Origin of the sequence: Mesorhizobium sp. L-8-3, from assembly GCF_016756615.1 — a bacterium.
Lineage (GTDB): Bacteria > Pseudomonadota > Alphaproteobacteria > Rhizobiales > Rhizobiaceae.
In genome coordinates this window covers 4,878,888-4,893,868 of record NZ_AP023262.1, presented here as the reverse complement: position 1 = coordinate 4,893,868, position 14,981 = coordinate 4,878,888, and the positions used below count along the sequence as shown (strand labels likewise).

The window sequence follows — 14,981 nt, the reverse complement described above, 5'->3', positions numbered from 1 at the left end:
TCAGCCGTCACGGCTGGCGCGGCCGCGCGGCTTTCGCCGTTCACCTCCTGCGTCGCCAGGGCACCGTGCGCCGGTAGGCCCTGCGGGTCAAAGGGACTTTTTCAGCCACTTCGAAAGGACGCCGACAATACCCTCGCGAAACAGCAGCACACCGAGGACGAAAATCACACCCTGCATCACGGTGACCCATGCTCCGAGATTGGCAAAATAGTTCTGCATGGTGATGACGATTGCAGCGCCCAGCATCGGCCCGAACACCGTGCCCATGCCGCCCAGCAGCGTCATCAGCACGACCTCCCCCGACATGCCCCAGTAAACGTCGGTCAGCGACGCGAGCTGCACCACTATTGCCTTTGTAGCGCCCGCCAGCCCGGCGAGCGTGGCCGAAAGCACGAATACGGCGAGCTTGTAGTGATTGGCGCGGTAGCCGAGCGAGATCGCCCTCGGCTCGTTGTCCCGGATCGCCTTCAATACCTGGCCGAAGGGTGAGTGGATGATGCGATAGATCAGGAGCACGCCGAACATGAAAATGGCCGCGACGACATAATAGAGCGTCGTCGCGTCGGAGAGGTCGAGAATGCCGAACAGATGGCCTCGGGGCACGGCCTGGATACCATCTTCCCCGCCGGTGAACGGCGCCTGCAGCGCGAAGAAATAGACCATCTGAGCAAACGCCAGGGTGACCATCGCGAAATAGATGCCCTGCCGGCGAATGGCGAGCGATCCGAAGAGCGCGCCGAGCACGGCGGCAGCGGCAACGCCCGAGACGATGGCCAGTTCGGGCGGAAGCCCCCAGACCTTGGCCGCGTGCGCCGACACATAGCTCGCCATGCCGAAATAGGCGGCATGGCCGAAGGAGAGCAATCCGCCGTAACCCAGCAGCAGGTTGAACGCCGACGCAAACAGAGCGAAGCACAGGAGCTTCATCAGGAAGAACGGATAAAGCACCAGCGGAGCGATCACGAGAAGGACAGCCAGTCCGATAAAGATCGCCTTGTGGTGACGCTTGCTGTCGCCGGCATGATCGGCAAGGGCGGCCCCGACGCCGACCGGTTCAGCTTCGACGCTCATCTCACGCCTCCCGACCGAACAGGCCGGCCGGCTTAACGAGAAGCACGATGGCCATGATGATGAAGATGACCGTCGAGGCCGCTTCCGGATAGAACACCTTGGTCAGGCCCTCGATCAGGCCGAGCGCGAAGCCGGTGACGATGGCGCCGAGGATCGACCCCATGCCGCCGATGACGACCACGGCAAACACGACGATTATGAGGTTGGAGCCCATCATCGGATTGACAGCGTAGATGGGAGCGGCCAGCACGCCGGCGAAACCCGCGAGCGCGACGCCGAAACCATAGGTGAGCGTGACGAGCAGCGGCACATTGATACCGAATGCCTGCACCAGGGTCGGGTTCTCGGTGGCGGCGCGAAGATAGGCGCCGAGCCTGGTCTTTTCGATGACGAACCAGGTGGCAAGGCAGACGGTGAGCGAGGCGACGACCACCCAGCCGCGATAGAGCGGCAAGAACATGAAGCCTAGATTGACGCCGCCGGAAAGCTGCGGAGGGAGGGAATAGGCCATGCCCGACACACCATATGCGTTGCGGAACAGTCCCTCGATGATCAGCGCCAGCCCGAAGGTCAGCAGCAGTCCGTAAAGATGATCGAGCTTGTGCAGGCGCGAGATCATCGTTCGCTCCAGCACGATGCCGACGGCGCCGACGATCAGCGGTGAAAGGATCAGCGCCGGCCAGTAGCCTATGCCGAGATAGGTGAGCAGCATCCAGCCGACGAACGCGCCCATCATGTATTGCGCGCCGTGGGTGAAGTTGATGATGTTGAGAAGACCGAAGATAACCGCCAGCCCAAGGCTGAGCGTCGCGTAGAACGCACCGTTGATGAAACCGAGGAGCAACTGGCCGTAGAGCGCTGCCATCGGGATACCGAATATTTCCGCCATCGGACCTTGCTCCGGGAGACCTCAGATCGGCACAGGGGCGCTCCTGCTGGAACGCGCCCTGCCACACCGGGGCGCCGGGGAGCGCGTGCTTCCCGGCGCGCCTGGCGTCTTACTTCACCAGACTGCAGCCGCCGTCGGCGAGCGGACGGAAGGCTTCCGCTGCAGGAATGGTGGCGACGGTCTTGTAGAGATCCCAGTCGCCCTTCGATTCTTCGGGCTTCTTGACCTCGAACAGGTACATGTCGTGCACGTGACGGCCGTCGGCACGGATCTGTCCCTTGCCGAACAGCGGATCCTCCGACGGGGTCTCCTTCATCTTGGCCATGACGGCAGCTGTGTCCTTGCTCTTGGTCGCTTCGACCGCCTTCAGATAATGGAGCACCGAGGCGTAGACGCCGGCGTGAACCATGGTCGGCATGGCGCCGCCATGCCTCTCGGCGAAGCGCTTGGAGAAGTCACGCGTGCCGTCGTTCTGGTCCCAGTAGAAGGCTTCGGTCATCACCAGCCCCTGGGCCGTGGCGAGGCCGAGACCCTTGACGTCGGTCGCGAAGGTCAGCAGGCCGGCGAGTTTCTGGCCGCCCTGCACGATGCCGAACTCGGCCGCCTGCTTGATGGCGTTGGTCGTATCGGCGCCGGCATTGGCCAGGCCGATGACCTTGGCGCCCGATCCCTGGGCCTGCAGCAGGAAAGACGAGAAGTCCTGGCCCGGGAAAGGATGGCGGACCGCGCCGAGCACCTTGCCGCCTGCCTTTTCGACGACGGCGGAGGTGTCGCGCTCAAGGGCATGACCGAAGGCATAGTCGGCGGTCAGGAAGAACCATGTGTCTCCACCCGCCTTGACCATCGCGCTCCCGGTACCATTGGCGAGTGCCCAGGTGTCGTAGGTCCAGTGGACGGTGTTGGGCGAGCATGCCTTGCCGGTGAGGTCGGACGAGCCGGCTCCGGAGTTCAGCATGATCTTGTTCTTTTCCTTGGTGATCTCGCTGACGGCGAGCGCCACCGACGAGGTCGGCACGTCGAGGACGACGTCCACGCCGTCCTGGTCGTACCATTGCCGGACGATGCTCGAACCAATATCGGGCTTGTTCTGGTGATCGGCGGAAACCACCTCGACGGCGATGCCCTTTTCGGCCGCCTTGAAGTCCTCGGCCGCCATTTTCGCGGCGACCACCGAGCCTTCGCCTGCCAGGTCGGCATAGAGGCCGGAACGGTCGTTCAGCACGCCGAGCTTGACGCTGATCTGGTCTTGCGCCAGCGCGCTGCCTGTCATCAACGCGGCTGTCGCCACCGCCAGGACAAGTTTCTGCACCTTCATTGACTCTCACTCCCTGTGTGTTGGTCGAATTGTGCGGGTCGAAATCGTCAGACGCCGAGATAGCGATGAAGCTTGTCCATGCTTGCATCGAGATCCGCGTTGGCGATCTCGTCCACGACGCGCCCCTGCTCGACGACGTAGTGACGGTCGGCGACCGTGGCGGCGGCGTGGAAGTTCTGCTCCACCAGAACGATGGTGAAGCCCATCGACTTGAGCTTCCGGATCATGAGGCCGATCTGCTGCACGATGACCGGGGCAAGTCCTTCGGTAGGCTCGTCGAGCAGCAGAAGGCGCGCGCCGGTCCGCAAGATCCGGCCGATGGCCAGCATCTGCTGCTCGCCCCCGGAAAGCTTGGTGCCCTGGCTGTGCAACCGCTCCTTCAGATTGGGGAAAAGCTCGAAGATCTGCTCCAGCGTGAAACCGCCGGGCGCGACCACCGGCGGCAGCAACAGGTTCTCCTCCACATCCAGGCTCGAGAAGATGCCACGCTCCTCCGGGCACCACGCAATGCCTTTCTTCGCGATATGCCGGGAACCGACGCCGATCAATTCCTCATTGCGGAAGCGGACCGAACCCTTTTTCTTGTCGATGACGCCCATGATCGCCTTGAGCGTCGTCGTCTTGCCGGCGCCGTTGCGGCCGAGCAGCGTGACCACCTCGCCGGGGCGGACATCGAAACTCATGCCGTGCAGCACATGCGATTCGCCATACCAGGCATGCAGGTCGCGGACCGTGAGCAATGTCGAGGCCTCCGCGCCGGGCATCGGCCGATCCGTCGCGGGATCAAGCATGTCCGACTCCGATATAGGCTTCGAGCACGCGCGGATCCTTCGATACCGTGGGATAGTCGCCTTCGGCGAGCACCTTGCCGCGGGCGAGCACCGTGATGTAGTCGGACAGGGTCGAGACGACAGAAAGATTGTGCTCCACCATCAGGACTGTGCGGTCCTTCGAGACCCTGCGGATGAGTTGACTGATGCGGTCGACGTCCTCGGCGGTCATGCCGGCCATGGGCTCATCGAGCAGCATCATTTCGGGGTCGAGCGCCAGCGTGGTGGCAATTTCGAGCGCGCGCTTGCGACCGTAGGACAATTCGCCGGCCGCGATATCCTCGAATTCGGCAAGGCCCACGGCATCGACCAGTTCACGGGCCCGGCCGTTCATACCGTTCAGCGCCCGCTCCGATCGCCAGAAATGAAAGGAATCGTTTCTCGATCGCTGCAATGCTATCCGGACGTTTTCCAGCACGCTCATATGCGGGAACACGGCCGATATCTGGAAGGAGCGGATCAGGCCGAGACGCGCGATGTCCGCCGGCTTGCGCGCGGTTATGTCCTGCCCCTTATAGACGATGGTTCCTCGGGTCGGGCTCAGAAACTTGGTCAGCAGATTGAAGCAGGTAGTCTTGCCGGCGCCGTTGGGACCGATGAGGGCGTGGATCGTGCCGCGCCGAACCTTCAGGTTGACGCCGTCTACGGCAAGGAAACCCTTGAATTCCTTCGACAGGCCGTTAGCCGACAGGATGATGTCCTCACCCATGGCATCCTCCCATTTGCCCTGCGCTGCCGGATCTTGGCGTCCAATTGCCGGAAAGAGTAGCGGCCGGAAGTGAGCGAGTCAAACTAATTCACTGGCAAGCATTTTAGTTCACGGTTATGAACTACCCAAGCTTGGAAGATATACACAAGCCTGGGAGGAATGCCTTTGAGGGTAAGGCAAATCGACAAGGTGCTGGATCTGTTCGAGGTCTACGCGCGAGAAAAGACGTCTCTCACGCTGACGGCCCTGTCCAAGGCCCTGGGAATTCCCAAGTCGAGCACGTTCAATGTGATCGAGACCCTGGTGGCCAGGGGCTTCCTGTACGAAACGAAGCCGAGGGGCGGCTACTATCCGACGGCACGGCTGCTCGACCTGTCGCGTTCGATGATGGAGGGCGACCCGTTGGTCCAGCGCGTCCACGGCGAACTTGCGGCTCTGGCCGCCGTCACCGGCGAGACGGCTGTATTGTCGGTGCGCGATCAACTCGACGTCGTGTATGTCGATGTCGTGGAGTCGACCGCCCCGATCCGCTACTTCGCCAAGGTCGGAGAGCGGCGCGCCATCCACACGACGTCGAGCGGCAAGGCCATCCTGACGGCTTACGACACGAAAGAACGCGAAGACATCCTGCGATCGTTAAGCTATGCGCCCATCCAGCCTGCGACCAAGATGAACGCCGGAGAGCTCGCCGAAGATCTGGACCGGTCCATCGAGCGCGGCTGGTGCGAGGACCGGTCGGAATCGACACCGGACGTCATGGGCCTGGGCGTTCCGATCCGCAGCGGCGACCGCCGCTTCGGCCTTGCACTGGCAGGTCCGCTCTACCGTATGCAAGGCAATCTCGACACATTGGTAGGGCATCTGCTGGCGGCTGCCGAACGGGTCGAGAATCTGATCAGAAGCTGACGCGTGTTCTTCTGGAAATTCCGGTGCGCCATATCCGAGCGGGATCGAACCCGGAGGGTTCGCAAGGGCGACCGCCCGCCCGCCGGCCAGGCCGCCCCATCGGAGCGGTGAGCGAAGCGAACTCGCGTGAGATCAAGAAATGGTGCGGGGCGAAGGATCAAACCCGGAGGGTTCGCAAGGGCGACCGCCCGTCGGCCGGCCAGGCCGCCCCATCGGAACGGTGAGCGTAGCGAACTCGCGTGAGATCAAGAAATGGTGCGGGGCGAAGGATCGAACCCGGAGGGTTCGCAAGGGCGACCGCCCGTCGGCCGGCCAGGCCGCCCCATCGGAGCGGTGAGCGCAGCGAACTCGCGTGAGATCAAGAAATGGTGCCCCCGGACGGACTCGAACCGCCGACCCCCTGATTACAAATCAGGTGCTCTACCAACTGAGCTACAAGGGCATCGGCGCACCGGTTAGCACATCCGTCGCGCCAGTAAAGTCAATTGTGCGGCGCGCGCCGCTCAGTCGCGTTCGATCGCCTCGATGGAAGGGATATCTGCCAGCCACCCCACGGCCGAGCGGCACCAGATCTGGCGCTTCGGCACGAGTTCGGCACGCTGGCGCATCGTGCCGGTGCGAAGCCCGAGTATCTTCGGCCCCTCGCCCACCGATGTCGCGTAGATCGCCGAGCCGCACTCGCCGCAGAAGGCCTGCGCCCGCTTCCTGCCGCTTTCGGCGGTCTTCACATAGATCTTCGGCGTGCCGGATTTCAGGTGGAAATCGGCTTCCGGCGCCGGCACGTTTACCCGGAAAGCCGTGCCGGAGAGCTGCTGGCAATCCGTGCAGTGGCAGATGGACACCTTGTCAGGGTCGATCTCGGCCTCGTAGCTTATGCGGCCGCAATGGCAGGAACCGTCGATCTTCATGATATTCACCTCATGGGGTCGACTTTAGACCCGTACGGCCGCAGCGCAATCCGGTTTCTTCGAGAGCGCGGCCTTTGCACGAACAGCGCCCGCATGCTACCCGGCAGACGCCCGATCACGCCGGGCCCGGGAGGAACGATGCACAAAGCCGCGCCGATTTTCGCCTTCGTCTCTTCCGATGCCCCCGACGCACACGAGGCGGCCGAGCGGCTCGCCGGCCGCTACGGCCAGGCGAGTGTGGAGGATGCCGAGACGATCGTCGCGCTCGGCGGCGACGGCTTCCTGCTGCAGACGCTGCGTGAGACCATGGGCTCGGGCAAGAAGGTCTATGGCATGAATCGCGGGACCATCGGCTTCCTGATGAACGAATTCAGCGAAGATGGCCTCTGCGAGCGTATCGCTGCGGCCGTGGCCGAAACCATCCGGCCGCTGGAGATGCAGACGGTGGATGCCGCCGGCCGCACCGCCACCGCACTCGCCATCAACGAGGTGTCGCTCTTCCGCCAATCCTACCAGGCCGCGAAGGTCCGTATCGCGATCGACGGCAAGGTGCGGCTCGAGGAACTGATCTGCGACGGCGTGATGGTGGCGACACCAGCCGGGTCCACCGCCTATAACCTCTCCGCGCACGGCCCCATCCTGCCGCTCGACGCGCCGCTGCTGGCGCTGACCGCGGTCAGCCCGTTCCGGCCACGCCGCTGGCGGGGCGCGCTGCTCCCGAACAAGGCGACCGTTCGCTTCGACATTCTGGAAGGGGAGAAGCGCCCGGTGAACGCGGTTGCCGACCACACCGAAGTGAAATCCGTCGTCGAAGTGACGGTGACGGAAGCGCGCGACGCCACGGCGACACTGCTTTTCGACGCCGGACATTCCTGGAGCGAGCGTATCCTCGCCGAGCAGTTCCGCTACTGACGCCAGCTTCGACCGATCCGTGCTTCGTCGACGAGACGAGCGTGTCCGCGTGACGATGGGATCCGCCGTGTGATGAAGCCGGACGGCACGCTCATGGTTTTCGCTGGTCTCCCTTTGACGATCGTGGCCGTTTCGCCGGGCCTGAACCGGACGCCCGTTCATGCTCGACGGCACCTATTTCGGCTGCGAACCTTTCGAAGGTGCGGACGAACATGGCGGCCTGGCCATGCAGTTTGCCTGGTGGTCTCAACCCCTGCAGGCGGCGCTGGAGGCGGCCGGGTTTGCGATCACGGCATTGCGCGAGCCCATTCCCGATCCAGTGAAAGAAGACCGCCTGGACCGGTGGGCACACCTCCCGCTGTCCTTGTGGTTCAACGCCCGCATCCTGGCATGACCTTTCGCCGCACCCGGGGCGCAGCGTGCGTCATTGAAAATCCGCAAGCCGGGATTAAGTATAAGCGGTCGCCGATGACGCACCTGCTTCAGGTTGTGTTGACAAATCGCTAACTTCTCCGTATCGCGTTGCGCAACAGGCAGACGCGCAGCGTTTGCGGAGACGGCCCCGGCGGGCCCTCCCAACCAGCCAAAGATACCAGACACTTGTCCTCAGACGATCAGACCGCGCAAGAAGCGTTGACCTTTGCAAGCCTCGGCCTTTCGCCGAAGGTGCTTTCCGCCGTCACCGACGCAGGCTACCAGCAGCCGACGCCGATCCAGGCTGGCGCCATCCCGCATGCCCTGCAGGGCAAGGATGTTCTGGGCATCGCCCAGACCGGCACGGGCAAGACGGCGTCCTTCGTGCTGCCGATGCTGACCCGCCTCGAAAAGGGCCGGGCAAGGGCGCGCATGCCGCGTACGCTGATCCTCGAGCCGACGCGCGAACTCGCCGCGCAGGTCGAGGAGAACTTCGTCAAATACGGCAAGAACCATCGTCTCAACATGGCGCTGCTGATCGGCGGCGTTTCCTTCGACGAACAGGACCGCAAGCTCGAGCGCGGCGCCGATGTGCTGATCGCGACGCCCGGCCGCCTGCTCGACCATTTCGAGCGCGGCAAGCTGCTGCTCACCGGGGTCGAGATCCTTGTCATCGACGAGGCGGACCGCATGCTTGATATGGGATTCATCCCCGACATCGAGCGCATCTGCAAGCTCATCCCCTTCACCCGCCAGACGCTGTTCTTCTCGGCGACCATGCCGCCCGAGATCACCAAGCTCACCGAACAGTTTCTGCACGCGCCGGTCCGCGTCGAAGTGGCGAAAGCCGCGACCACCGCCACCAACATCACCCAGCACCTCGTGAAATCGGGCCCCAAGCCCTGGGACAAGCGCGAGGTTCTGCGCAACCTGATCCGCGCCGAGGAAGACGGGCTCAAGAACGCAATCATCTTCTGCAACCGCAAGGTCGAGGTCTCCGAACTCTTCCGGTCGCTGGTGAAGTACGACTTCGATGCCGGCGCGCTGCATGGCGACATGGATCAACGCGCGCGCATGACGATGCTTTCGAATTTTCGCGACGGCAAGCTGAAGCTGCTCGTCGCTTCCGATGTCGCCGCGCGCGGACTCGACATTCCAGATGTCAGCCACGTCTTCAATTTCGACGTGCCGATCCATGCCGAGGACTATGTCCACCGTATCGGCCGCACCGGCCGCGCCGGGCGCTCCGGCAAGTCGTTCACCATCGCCACGCGCTCCGACGTCAAATATCTGGACGCCATCGAACGGCTGATCGGCAAGAACATCGACTGGCTCGACGGCGATCTGTCGACCCTGGTGGTGAGCGAGAGCGACGACGACGGCCCGCGCCGGGGCCGAGGCGCATCGCGCCGCAGTGGCCGCAAGGACGAGGTCGAGCGCAAACCGCGTGGCGAAAAGCGTGCCCATGCCGGCTCCGCCGCCGAGCAGCCCGATGTGGTGCCGCATGAAGCGGTCGAGGAGCGCCGCGTCCGCAAGGACGCGATTCGCGCCGACAATGCCGACCGCAAGGGCAAGCCGGAACATCGTCGAGACGATCGTGCGCGCCGCCACCGGGACGATGACGACGTCAACACGGTCGTCGGCTTCGGCGACGACGTGCCGGCTTTCATGAAGGTTGCGGCCAAGGTTTAGCCGCCACGGCCGATTCCTGCACGACGCTCCGAGGCAAGCGCCAGCGCACCTCTATTTCCCGGCCCTCACCCCGGCCTCATAGGCCTTGCGCGCCCAGGGTTTCATCTCGTCGGGATCATCCATCGCGCTGTCGGGCACGCTCCAATAAGGCATGGCGACCAGCTTGCCGTGCCGCGAGCCGGTATAGGTCCACTGGGTGCAGCCCGCTGCGATGAAATCCGGCTCGGTTTCGCCATCCGCCTTCAGGCGCAGCTCGCCGCGGATCTCGACAGCGATGATCACGCCGTTGTGGTAGATGCCCTTGCCTCCGAACATTCTCCTGATCTGGATCGGCCCCAGGCCGGAAAAGAGATCGAGCAAAGCGTCATTGTCCATCGGGGTTCATCCGGTGATTGTCCTGGGGTGATTGTCCTGGCCGGCGCATCTTTCCAAAATCGGAACGATTTTGGAAAGCACGAAACGTCGACAAGATGAGCACCCGCTGCGTGCCCGAAATGGACGCGCCACACTCAGACGTGGCAGTGTGCATCGCGCCATCATTGGAGGAAAGCGCCGATGCTGCTGAATGGATCCTGCCACTGCGGGGCGGTCCGCTTCTCCGTGGAGAGCCACACCCCAGTCCCCTACCAGCTCTGCTACTGCTCGATCTGCCGGAAGCAGCAGGGCGGCGGCGGATTCGCGATCAATCTCGGCGCCGATGCCGATACGCTGAAGATCGAGGGAGAGCGTCACCTCGGCGTGTATCGGGCGCGGATCGAGGACGATGAGCGGCCGCATTGCGAGGTCTCGACCGGCGAGCGCAACTTCTGCCGGAAATGCGGGGCCGCACTCTGGCTCTACGATCCGACGTGGCCGGAGCTGGTGCATCCGTTCGCGTCGGCGATCGACAGCGAATTGCCGAAAGCGCCCGAACGCGTCCATCTTATGCTGAAGTACAAGGCGTCCTGGGTCGAGCCCGATATCGCCGACGGCGACCGGACCTTCGAGCTCTATCCCGAGGAATCGATCGCCGATTGGCACCGGCAGCGCGGACTATGGGTGGACTGAGGTCGCTTCAGGCGGCGGTCGCAGCGGCCCGCGCCTCGGCGAGGGCCTTGAGGTCCGCCGGCTTCAGCTCGACCGATTCGCCGCAGCCGCAAGCGGAGCTCTGGTTCGGGTTGCGGAAAGTGAAGCCGGTGCGCAGCGTGGTCGTCTCGAAATCCATCTCGGTGCCGAGCAGGAAAAGTGCGGCCTCCGGCGCCACATAGACATGGACGCCGTCTCGCTCGATATGGTCGTCCTTCGGGTTCGGCTCGGTCACGAGATCGATCGTGTATTCCATGCCGGCGCAGCCGCCCTTCTTGACCCCGACGCGGATGCCGTGCGCGTTGTCGCGGTCCGCCACGATCTCGCGCACCCGGTCCGCAGCCCTTTCGGTCAGGCTCATGACGGCGAAACGTCCCATCTCATTCTCCACGCTCGCGCGGGTTCAAGGCCCGCCGAAACAGTCTCACCCAAAATACCGACGGTCAATATCGACTGTCGGAGCGCACGACTGCGCGCCGCGCCCCTTCGCCCGAAAAGCCACGCGATCCGGATCGACCGCGCCGGCGATTGAGGCCCGCAGCCATAAGATGGTGAAGATTCGGGCGCTATGCAACCCGCCCGTCGATACTCTCAATACCATCCGACGGCGACCTGCGCCTCTTCCGACATGCGATCCGGCGTCCAGGGCGGGTCGAACACCATATTGACCTCGACGTCGGACACGCCTTCCACGGCGCTCACTGCATTCTGCACCCAGCCAGGCATCTCGCCCGCCACGGGGCAGCCGGGCGCCGTCAGCGTCATGTCGATCCTGACCGTGCGGTCATCCTCGATGTCGACCTTGTAGACGAGGCCGAGCTCGTAGATGTCGGCCGGGATCTCGGGATCGTAGACCGTCTTCAGCGCCGAGACGATATCGTCGGTCAGCCGCGCCAGTTCGTCGGCGGGAATGGCCGATGCCGAGAATACGCCCTTGGCTGGAGCCTCGGTCGCCGTGGTCTCTGTAGCAGCGTCTTCCATCATGCTCACCCGAAGAATTTCCGCGCCTTCTCAAGCGCTTCGGCCAGGATGTCGATTTCGGCCCTGGTATTGTACATGCCGAACGATGCCCTGCATGTGGAGGTGACGCCGAAGCGTTTCAACAGCGGCTGGGCGCAATGGGTGCCGGCGCGCACGGCCACGCCGGCCCGGTCGATCACCATCGACACGTCATGGGCATGGATGCCCTGCAATTCGAAGGAGACGATGGCGCCCTTGCCGGGCGCGTCGCCGAAGATGCGCAGCGAATTGATCGCGCGCAGCCGCTCATGCGCATAGTTCTTCAGGTCCGCCTCGTGCGCGGCGATGCGCTCGCGGCCGACCGTCTCCATATAGTCGAGCGCGGCTCCGAGCCCGATCGCCTGGACGATCGGCGGCGTGCCGGCCTCGAAGCGATGCGGCGGATCGTTGTAGGTGACGTTGTCCTCGGTCACCTCCAGGATCATCTCGCCGCCGCCGTGGAATGGGCGCATGGCTTCCAGCATGTCGCGGCGGCCGTAGAGCACCCCGATGCCCGACGGACCGTAGACCTTGTGGCCGGTGAAGACGAAGAAGTCGCAGCCCAGATCCTGCACGTCGATCGGCATGTGGACGGCGCTCTGGCTGCCGTCGACCAGCACCGGGATGCCGCGCTCATGCGCGATTCGGCAGATCTCCTTGATCGGCGTCACCGTGCCCAATGCGTTCGACATGTGGGTTATGGCGACCAGCCTGGTCTTCGGCGTCAGCCGTTTCTCGAATTCCTCGATATGGAAGGCGCCGAGATCGTCGACCGGCACCCACACCAGCTTGGCGCCCTGGCGCTCGCGGATGAAATGCCAAGGCACGATGTTGGAGTGATGCTCCATGATCGAGATGACGATCTCGTCGCCCTCGCCAAGGCGTGGCATGCCCCAGCCATAGGCGACGGCGTTGATCGCCGAGGTGGTGTTCGACGTGAAGACGATCTCCTCGGTGCTTCCGGCGTTGAGAAAGCGCCGCACCGTCTCGCGCGCCTTTTCATAGGCGTCGGTCGCCGCATTGGACAGGAAATGCAGCCCGCGATGGACGTTCGCATATTCCTGGCCGTAGGCATGGCTGATCGCGTCGAGCACGGCCTGCGGCTTCTGCGCTGAGGCGCCGCTGTCCAGATAGACGAGCGGCTTGCCGTAGACCTCGCGCGACAGGATCGGAAAGTCGCGGCGGATCGCTTCGACGTCGTAGAACTCCGCAGCCTTGCCAGGCGCATTCATGGCATCACCCGTGTGTCGCAAACCAGTCGCCGAGCCGCTCTTCGAGCGCATCCACGACCTCTTCCTCTTCGAGCCCCTCGATGACCTCCGCGAGGAATGCCCGGACCAGCAGCCCCCGTGCCGTCTTCTCGTCGATGCCGCGCGCCATCAGGTAGAAGAGATGGTTGTGGTCGATCTCGGTGACGGTCGCACCGTGGCCGCAGGCGACGTCGTCGGCGAAGATCTCGAGCTCCGGCTTGGTGGAGAACTCGCCGTCGTCGGAGAGCAGCAGCGTGTTGCATGCCATCCTTGCGTCGGTCTTCTGCGCATGCTGGAAGACGTTGATGCGCCCCTGGAACACGCCGCGCGCCTTGCCCGTGACGACATTGCGGATCACCTCGGTCGACGCCGTATGCGGAACCGCATGGTCGAGCACCATGGTCACGTCGGTGTGGGTGTCTCCAGCCAGAAGGTTGATGCCGCGCAGCGTGAACACCCCGCCCTCGCCCGCTGCCGTGACGCGGATCTCCTGGCGCACCAGCTTGCCGCCGGCATTCATCACGAACAGGGTGAGCTTTGCATTCTTGCCGATCTCGGCATTGAACTGGCCGAGATGCGTCGCGCCATCAGGCTGGTCCTGCACGATCAGATAGAGCACCTCGGCATCGTCGCCGACCAGCAGATGGCCGACGGAGGAGACGAAGGCCTCGCCCGTGCCGGTCTGGCGCTCGACGATTGTCGCCCTGGCGCCGGCGCCGACCCGCACCGGCAGGCGCACATGGGTCTGCCCGCCGGCCTGGACGTTCTGCAGCTCCAGCGGTTTCTCGAGCGCGGCGCCGGCGGCAATGTCGACGAAATAGCCGTCGGCGACAAAGGCGGCGTTCACCGCACCGATCGCATCGTCGCTTCCGCTGAGCTCCAGAGCCGGCGCGAAACTGCCGTCTGTCAGCTTGTCCTCGAGACGGGTGACGGTCACCCCTTCGATGTCAGGCGTCTTCGCAGCGGCGACGCCGTTGAGCACCGCAAGGACCGTCGAGCCTTCGAGCACCGGAGCCGGGGCCGTCGGCTTGGCCGTGAGGTCGTGCGCGGGCACGGTCGTCAGCATCCGGCGGAAATCGGTGTAGTGCCAGGATTCGACGCGTCGCGTCGGCAGGCCGGCCTTGACCGCCTCGATCGCGGCGTCGCGCTTCACCATGACGGCGCCGTCGCCGGGCAGCAGCGACAGCCGCTCGTCGAAGGCGCTGACGAGCGCCGCCTCGGCGGCCGTGCGCTGGGGTTGGGTATGCATGTTCATGATCGTCACCCTAGGCCGCCTCGCCGATGATGCCGGCATAGCCGTTCGCCTCGAGTTCGAGCGCCAGCGACTTGTCGCCCGACTTGATGACCTGCCCGCGATAAAGCACGTGGACCGTGTCGGGCACGATGTGTTCGAGCAGGCGCTGATAGTGGGTGATGACCACGATCGAGCGGTCGGGCGAGCGCAGCGAGTTGACGCCATCCGCCACGACCTTCAGCGCGTCGATGTCGAGGCCGGAATCCGTCTCGTCGAGCACGCAGAGCTGCGGCTCCAGCAGCTTCATCTGCAGGATCTCGGCGCGTTTCTTCTCGCCGCCCGAGAAGCCGACATTGAGCGGCCGCTTCAGCATGGCCACGTCCATGTCGAGCGAGCCGGCAGCCTCCTTCACCTTCTTCAGGAGCTCAGGCACCTTCAGCGGTTCCTCGCCGCGGGCCTTGCGCAGCGAGTTGAGCGCCACCTTCAGGAACTCCATGGTCGCGACGCCGGGTATCTCCATCGGATACTGGAAGGCGAGGAAGATGCCCGCCGCGGCGCGCTCGGCCGGATCCATCTCCAGGATCGACTGGCCGTCGTAGAGAATGTCGCCTTCCGTCACCTCGTAATCCTCCCGCCCGGCGAGGATGTAGGACAGCGTCGACTTGCCCGATCCGTTCGGGCCCATGATGGCGGCCACCTCGCCGTCCTTCACCGTGAGGTTCAGCCCGCGGATGATCTCGGTTCCATCCTCGACGATGCGGGCATGAAGGTTCTTGATCTCAAGCAT

Annotated in this window: 17 protein-coding genes and 1 tRNA gene; 5 read left to right on the top strand and 13 right to left on the bottom strand. The window is 64.1% G+C overall.

What is annotated here, in order from left to right; all coding sequences use genetic code 11:
- Window positions 1-87 precede the first annotated feature (87 nt).
- The 5 genes from JN302_RS22660 to JN302_RS22640 form a co-directional block, all read right to left on the bottom strand.
- Window positions 88-1,071, bottom strand: a complete 984-nt coding sequence (locus JN302_RS22660) for a branched-chain amino acid ABC transporter permease (RefSeq protein ID WP_202305282.1) — start codon at window positions 1,069-1,071, stop codon at window positions 88-90.
- 1 nt (window position 1,072) lies between these two features.
- Window positions 1,073-1,960 carry a branched-chain amino acid ABC transporter permease gene (locus JN302_RS22655; protein ID WP_202305280.1) on the bottom strand — a complete coding sequence of 296 codons (888 nt, stop codon included), beginning with the start codon at window positions 1,958-1,960 and terminating at the stop codon, window positions 1,073-1,075.
- Between the two features lie 109 nt (window positions 1,961-2,069).
- Window positions 2,070-3,275: an ABC transporter substrate-binding protein gene (locus JN302_RS22650; RefSeq protein WP_202305278.1), complete on the bottom strand. Its 1,206-nt coding sequence runs from the start codon at window positions 3,273-3,275 to the stop codon at window positions 2,070-2,072.
- A gap of 47 nt (window positions 3,276-3,322) precedes the next feature.
- On the bottom strand, window positions 3,323-4,039 hold the full coding sequence (locus JN302_RS22645; protein ID WP_446720766.1) for an ABC transporter ATP-binding protein: 717 nt from the start codon (window positions 4,037-4,039) through the stop codon (window positions 3,323-3,325).
- Window positions 4,040-4,058: 19 nt separating this feature from the next.
- Window positions 4,059-4,814: an ABC transporter ATP-binding protein gene (locus JN302_RS22640; protein ID WP_202305274.1), complete on the bottom strand. Its 756-nt coding sequence runs from the start codon at window positions 4,812-4,814 to the stop codon at window positions 4,059-4,061.
- A gap of 165 nt (window positions 4,815-4,979) precedes the next feature.
- Here JN302_RS22640 and JN302_RS22635 point away from each other — a divergent pair, with 165 nt between their 5' ends.
- Window positions 4,980-5,720 carry an IclR family transcriptional regulator gene (locus JN302_RS22635; protein WP_202305272.1) on the top strand — a complete coding sequence of 247 codons (741 nt, stop codon included), beginning with the start codon at window positions 4,980-4,982 and terminating at the stop codon, window positions 5,718-5,720.
- A gap of 366 nt (window positions 5,721-6,086) precedes the next feature.
- On the opposite strand, the gene JN302_RS22630 is transcribed toward JN302_RS22635, so the two are convergent.
- Both JN302_RS22630 and JN302_RS22625 read right to left on the bottom strand, forming a co-directional pair.
- A tRNA-Thr gene (locus tag JN302_RS22630) sits at window positions 6,087-6,162 on the bottom strand.
- Between the two features lie 61 nt (window positions 6,163-6,223).
- Complete coding sequence (locus tag JN302_RS22625; RefSeq protein ID WP_202329255.1) at window positions 6,224-6,628, bottom strand: GFA family protein; 405 nt, start codon at window positions 6,626-6,628, stop codon at window positions 6,224-6,226.
- 138 nt (window positions 6,629-6,766) lie between these two features.
- Between JN302_RS22625 and JN302_RS22620 the strand changes: the two genes are divergently transcribed.
- The 3 genes from JN302_RS22620 to JN302_RS22610 all read left to right on the top strand — a co-directional run bounded on the left by JN302_RS22620 (window position 6,767) and on the right by JN302_RS22610 (window position 9,646).
- Window positions 6,767-7,540, top strand: a complete 774-nt coding sequence (locus JN302_RS22620) for an NAD kinase (protein WP_202305269.1) — start codon at window positions 6,767-6,769, stop codon at window positions 7,538-7,540.
- Window positions 7,541-7,700: 160 nt separating this feature from the next.
- The gene (locus JN302_RS22615) at window positions 7,701-7,934 is read left to right on the top strand and encodes a hypothetical protein (RefSeq protein ID WP_202329254.1); all 234 of its coding nucleotides are present in this window, start codon (window positions 7,701-7,703) and stop codon (window positions 7,932-7,934) included.
- Window positions 7,935-8,140: 206 nt separating this feature from the next.
- Complete coding sequence (locus tag JN302_RS22610; protein WP_202329253.1) at window positions 8,141-9,646, top strand: DEAD/DEAH box helicase; 1,506 nt, start codon at window positions 8,141-8,143, stop codon at window positions 9,644-9,646.
- A gap of 51 nt (window positions 9,647-9,697) precedes the next feature.
- On the opposite strand, the gene JN302_RS22605 is transcribed toward JN302_RS22610, so the two are convergent.
- On the bottom strand, window positions 9,698-10,021 hold the full coding sequence (locus JN302_RS22605; RefSeq protein WP_202329252.1) for a TfoX/Sxy family protein: 324 nt from the start codon (window positions 10,019-10,021) through the stop codon (window positions 9,698-9,700).
- Window positions 10,022-10,201: 180 nt separating this feature from the next.
- On the opposite strand from JN302_RS22605, the gene JN302_RS22600 reads away from it, so the two are divergent.
- A complete protein-coding gene (locus JN302_RS22600) occupies window positions 10,202-10,693 on the top strand; it encodes a GFA family protein (RefSeq protein WP_202305265.1) in 492 nt (163 codons plus the stop codon).
- Between the two features lie 7 nt (window positions 10,694-10,700).
- Here JN302_RS22600 and sufA read toward each other — a convergent pair whose 3' ends face one another.
- The 5 genes from sufA to sufC all read right to left on the bottom strand — a co-directional run bounded on the left by sufA (window position 10,701) and on the right by sufC (window position 14,981).
- Complete coding sequence (sufA, locus tag JN302_RS22595) at window positions 10,701-11,090, bottom strand: Fe-S cluster assembly scaffold SufA (RefSeq protein ID WP_202305264.1); 390 nt, start codon at window positions 11,088-11,090, stop codon at window positions 10,701-10,703.
- 212 nt (window positions 11,091-11,302) lie between these two features.
- The gene (locus JN302_RS22590) at window positions 11,303-11,695 is read right to left on the bottom strand and encodes an SUF system Fe-S cluster assembly protein (RefSeq protein ID WP_446720765.1); all 393 of its coding nucleotides are present in this window, start codon (window positions 11,693-11,695) and stop codon (window positions 11,303-11,305) included.
- Window positions 11,696-11,697: 2 nt separating this feature from the next.
- Window positions 11,698-12,942, bottom strand: a complete 1,245-nt coding sequence (locus JN302_RS22585; protein WP_202329251.1) for a cysteine desulfurase — start codon at window positions 12,940-12,942, stop codon at window positions 11,698-11,700.
- Between the two features lie 4 nt (window positions 12,943-12,946).
- Window positions 12,947-14,215, bottom strand: coding sequence for a Fe-S cluster assembly protein SufD (gene sufD, locus JN302_RS22580; RefSeq protein WP_202329250.1), 1,269 nt, complete (start codon window positions 14,213-14,215; stop codon window positions 12,947-12,949).
- A 10-nt stretch (window positions 14,216-14,225) separates the two neighbouring features.
- Window positions 14,226-14,981 carry a Fe-S cluster assembly ATPase SufC gene (sufC, locus tag JN302_RS22575; protein ID WP_202305258.1) on the bottom strand — a complete coding sequence of 252 codons (756 nt, stop codon included), beginning with the start codon at window positions 14,979-14,981 and terminating at the stop codon, window positions 14,226-14,228.

Bases quoted from the DNA above. Each gene is read 5' to 3' on its own strand.
- JN302_RS22660 (WP_202305282.1), bottom strand. From the start codon at position 1,071: ATGAGCGTCGAAGCTGAACCGGTCGGCGTCGGGGCCGCCCTTGCCGAT.
- JN302_RS22655 (WP_202305280.1), bottom strand. From the start codon at position 1,960: ATGGCGGAAATATTCGGTATCCCGATGGCAGCGCTCTACGGCCAGTTG.
- JN302_RS22650 (WP_202305278.1), bottom strand. From the start codon at position 3,275: ATGAAGGTGCAGAAACTTGTCCTGGCGGTGGCGACAGCCGCGTTGATG.
- JN302_RS22645 (WP_446720766.1), bottom strand. From the start codon at position 4,039: ATGCCCGGCGCGGAGGCCTCGACATTGCTCACGGTCCGCGACCTGCAT.
- JN302_RS22640 (WP_202305274.1), bottom strand. From the start codon at position 4,814: ATGGGTGAGGACATCATCCTGTCGGCTAACGGCCTGTCGAAGGAATTC.
- JN302_RS22625 (WP_202329255.1), bottom strand. From the start codon at position 6,628: ATGAAGATCGACGGTTCCTGCCATTGCGGCCGCATAAGCTACGAGGCC.
- JN302_RS22620 (WP_202305269.1), top strand. From the start codon at position 6,767: ATGCACAAAGCCGCGCCGATTTTCGCCTTCGTCTCTTCCGATGCCCCC.
- JN302_RS22615 (WP_202329254.1), top strand. From the start codon at position 7,701: ATGCTCGACGGCACCTATTTCGGCTGCGAACCTTTCGAAGGTGCGGAC.
- JN302_RS22605 (WP_202329252.1), bottom strand. From the start codon at position 10,021: ATGGACAATGACGCTTTGCTCGATCTCTTTTCCGGCCTGGGGCCGATC.
- JN302_RS22600 (WP_202305265.1), top strand. From the start codon at position 10,202: ATGCTGCTGAATGGATCCTGCCACTGCGGGGCGGTCCGCTTCTCCGTG.
- sufA (WP_202305264.1), bottom strand. From the start codon at position 11,090: ATGGGACGTTTCGCCGTCATGAGCCTGACCGAAAGGGCTGCGGACCGG.
- JN302_RS22590 (WP_446720765.1), bottom strand. From the start codon at position 11,695: ATGATGGAAGACGCTGCTACAGAGACCACGGCGACCGAGGCTCCAGCC.
- JN302_RS22585 (WP_202329251.1), bottom strand. From the start codon at position 12,942: ATGAATGCGCCTGGCAAGGCTGCGGAGTTCTACGACGTCGAAGCGATC.
- sufD (WP_202329250.1), bottom strand. From the start codon at position 14,215: ATGAACATGCATACCCAACCCCAGCGCACGGCCGCCGAGGCGGCGCTC.
- sufC (WP_202305258.1), bottom strand. From the start codon at position 14,981: ATGCTTGAGATCAAGAACCTTCATGCCCGCATCGTCGAGGATGGAACC.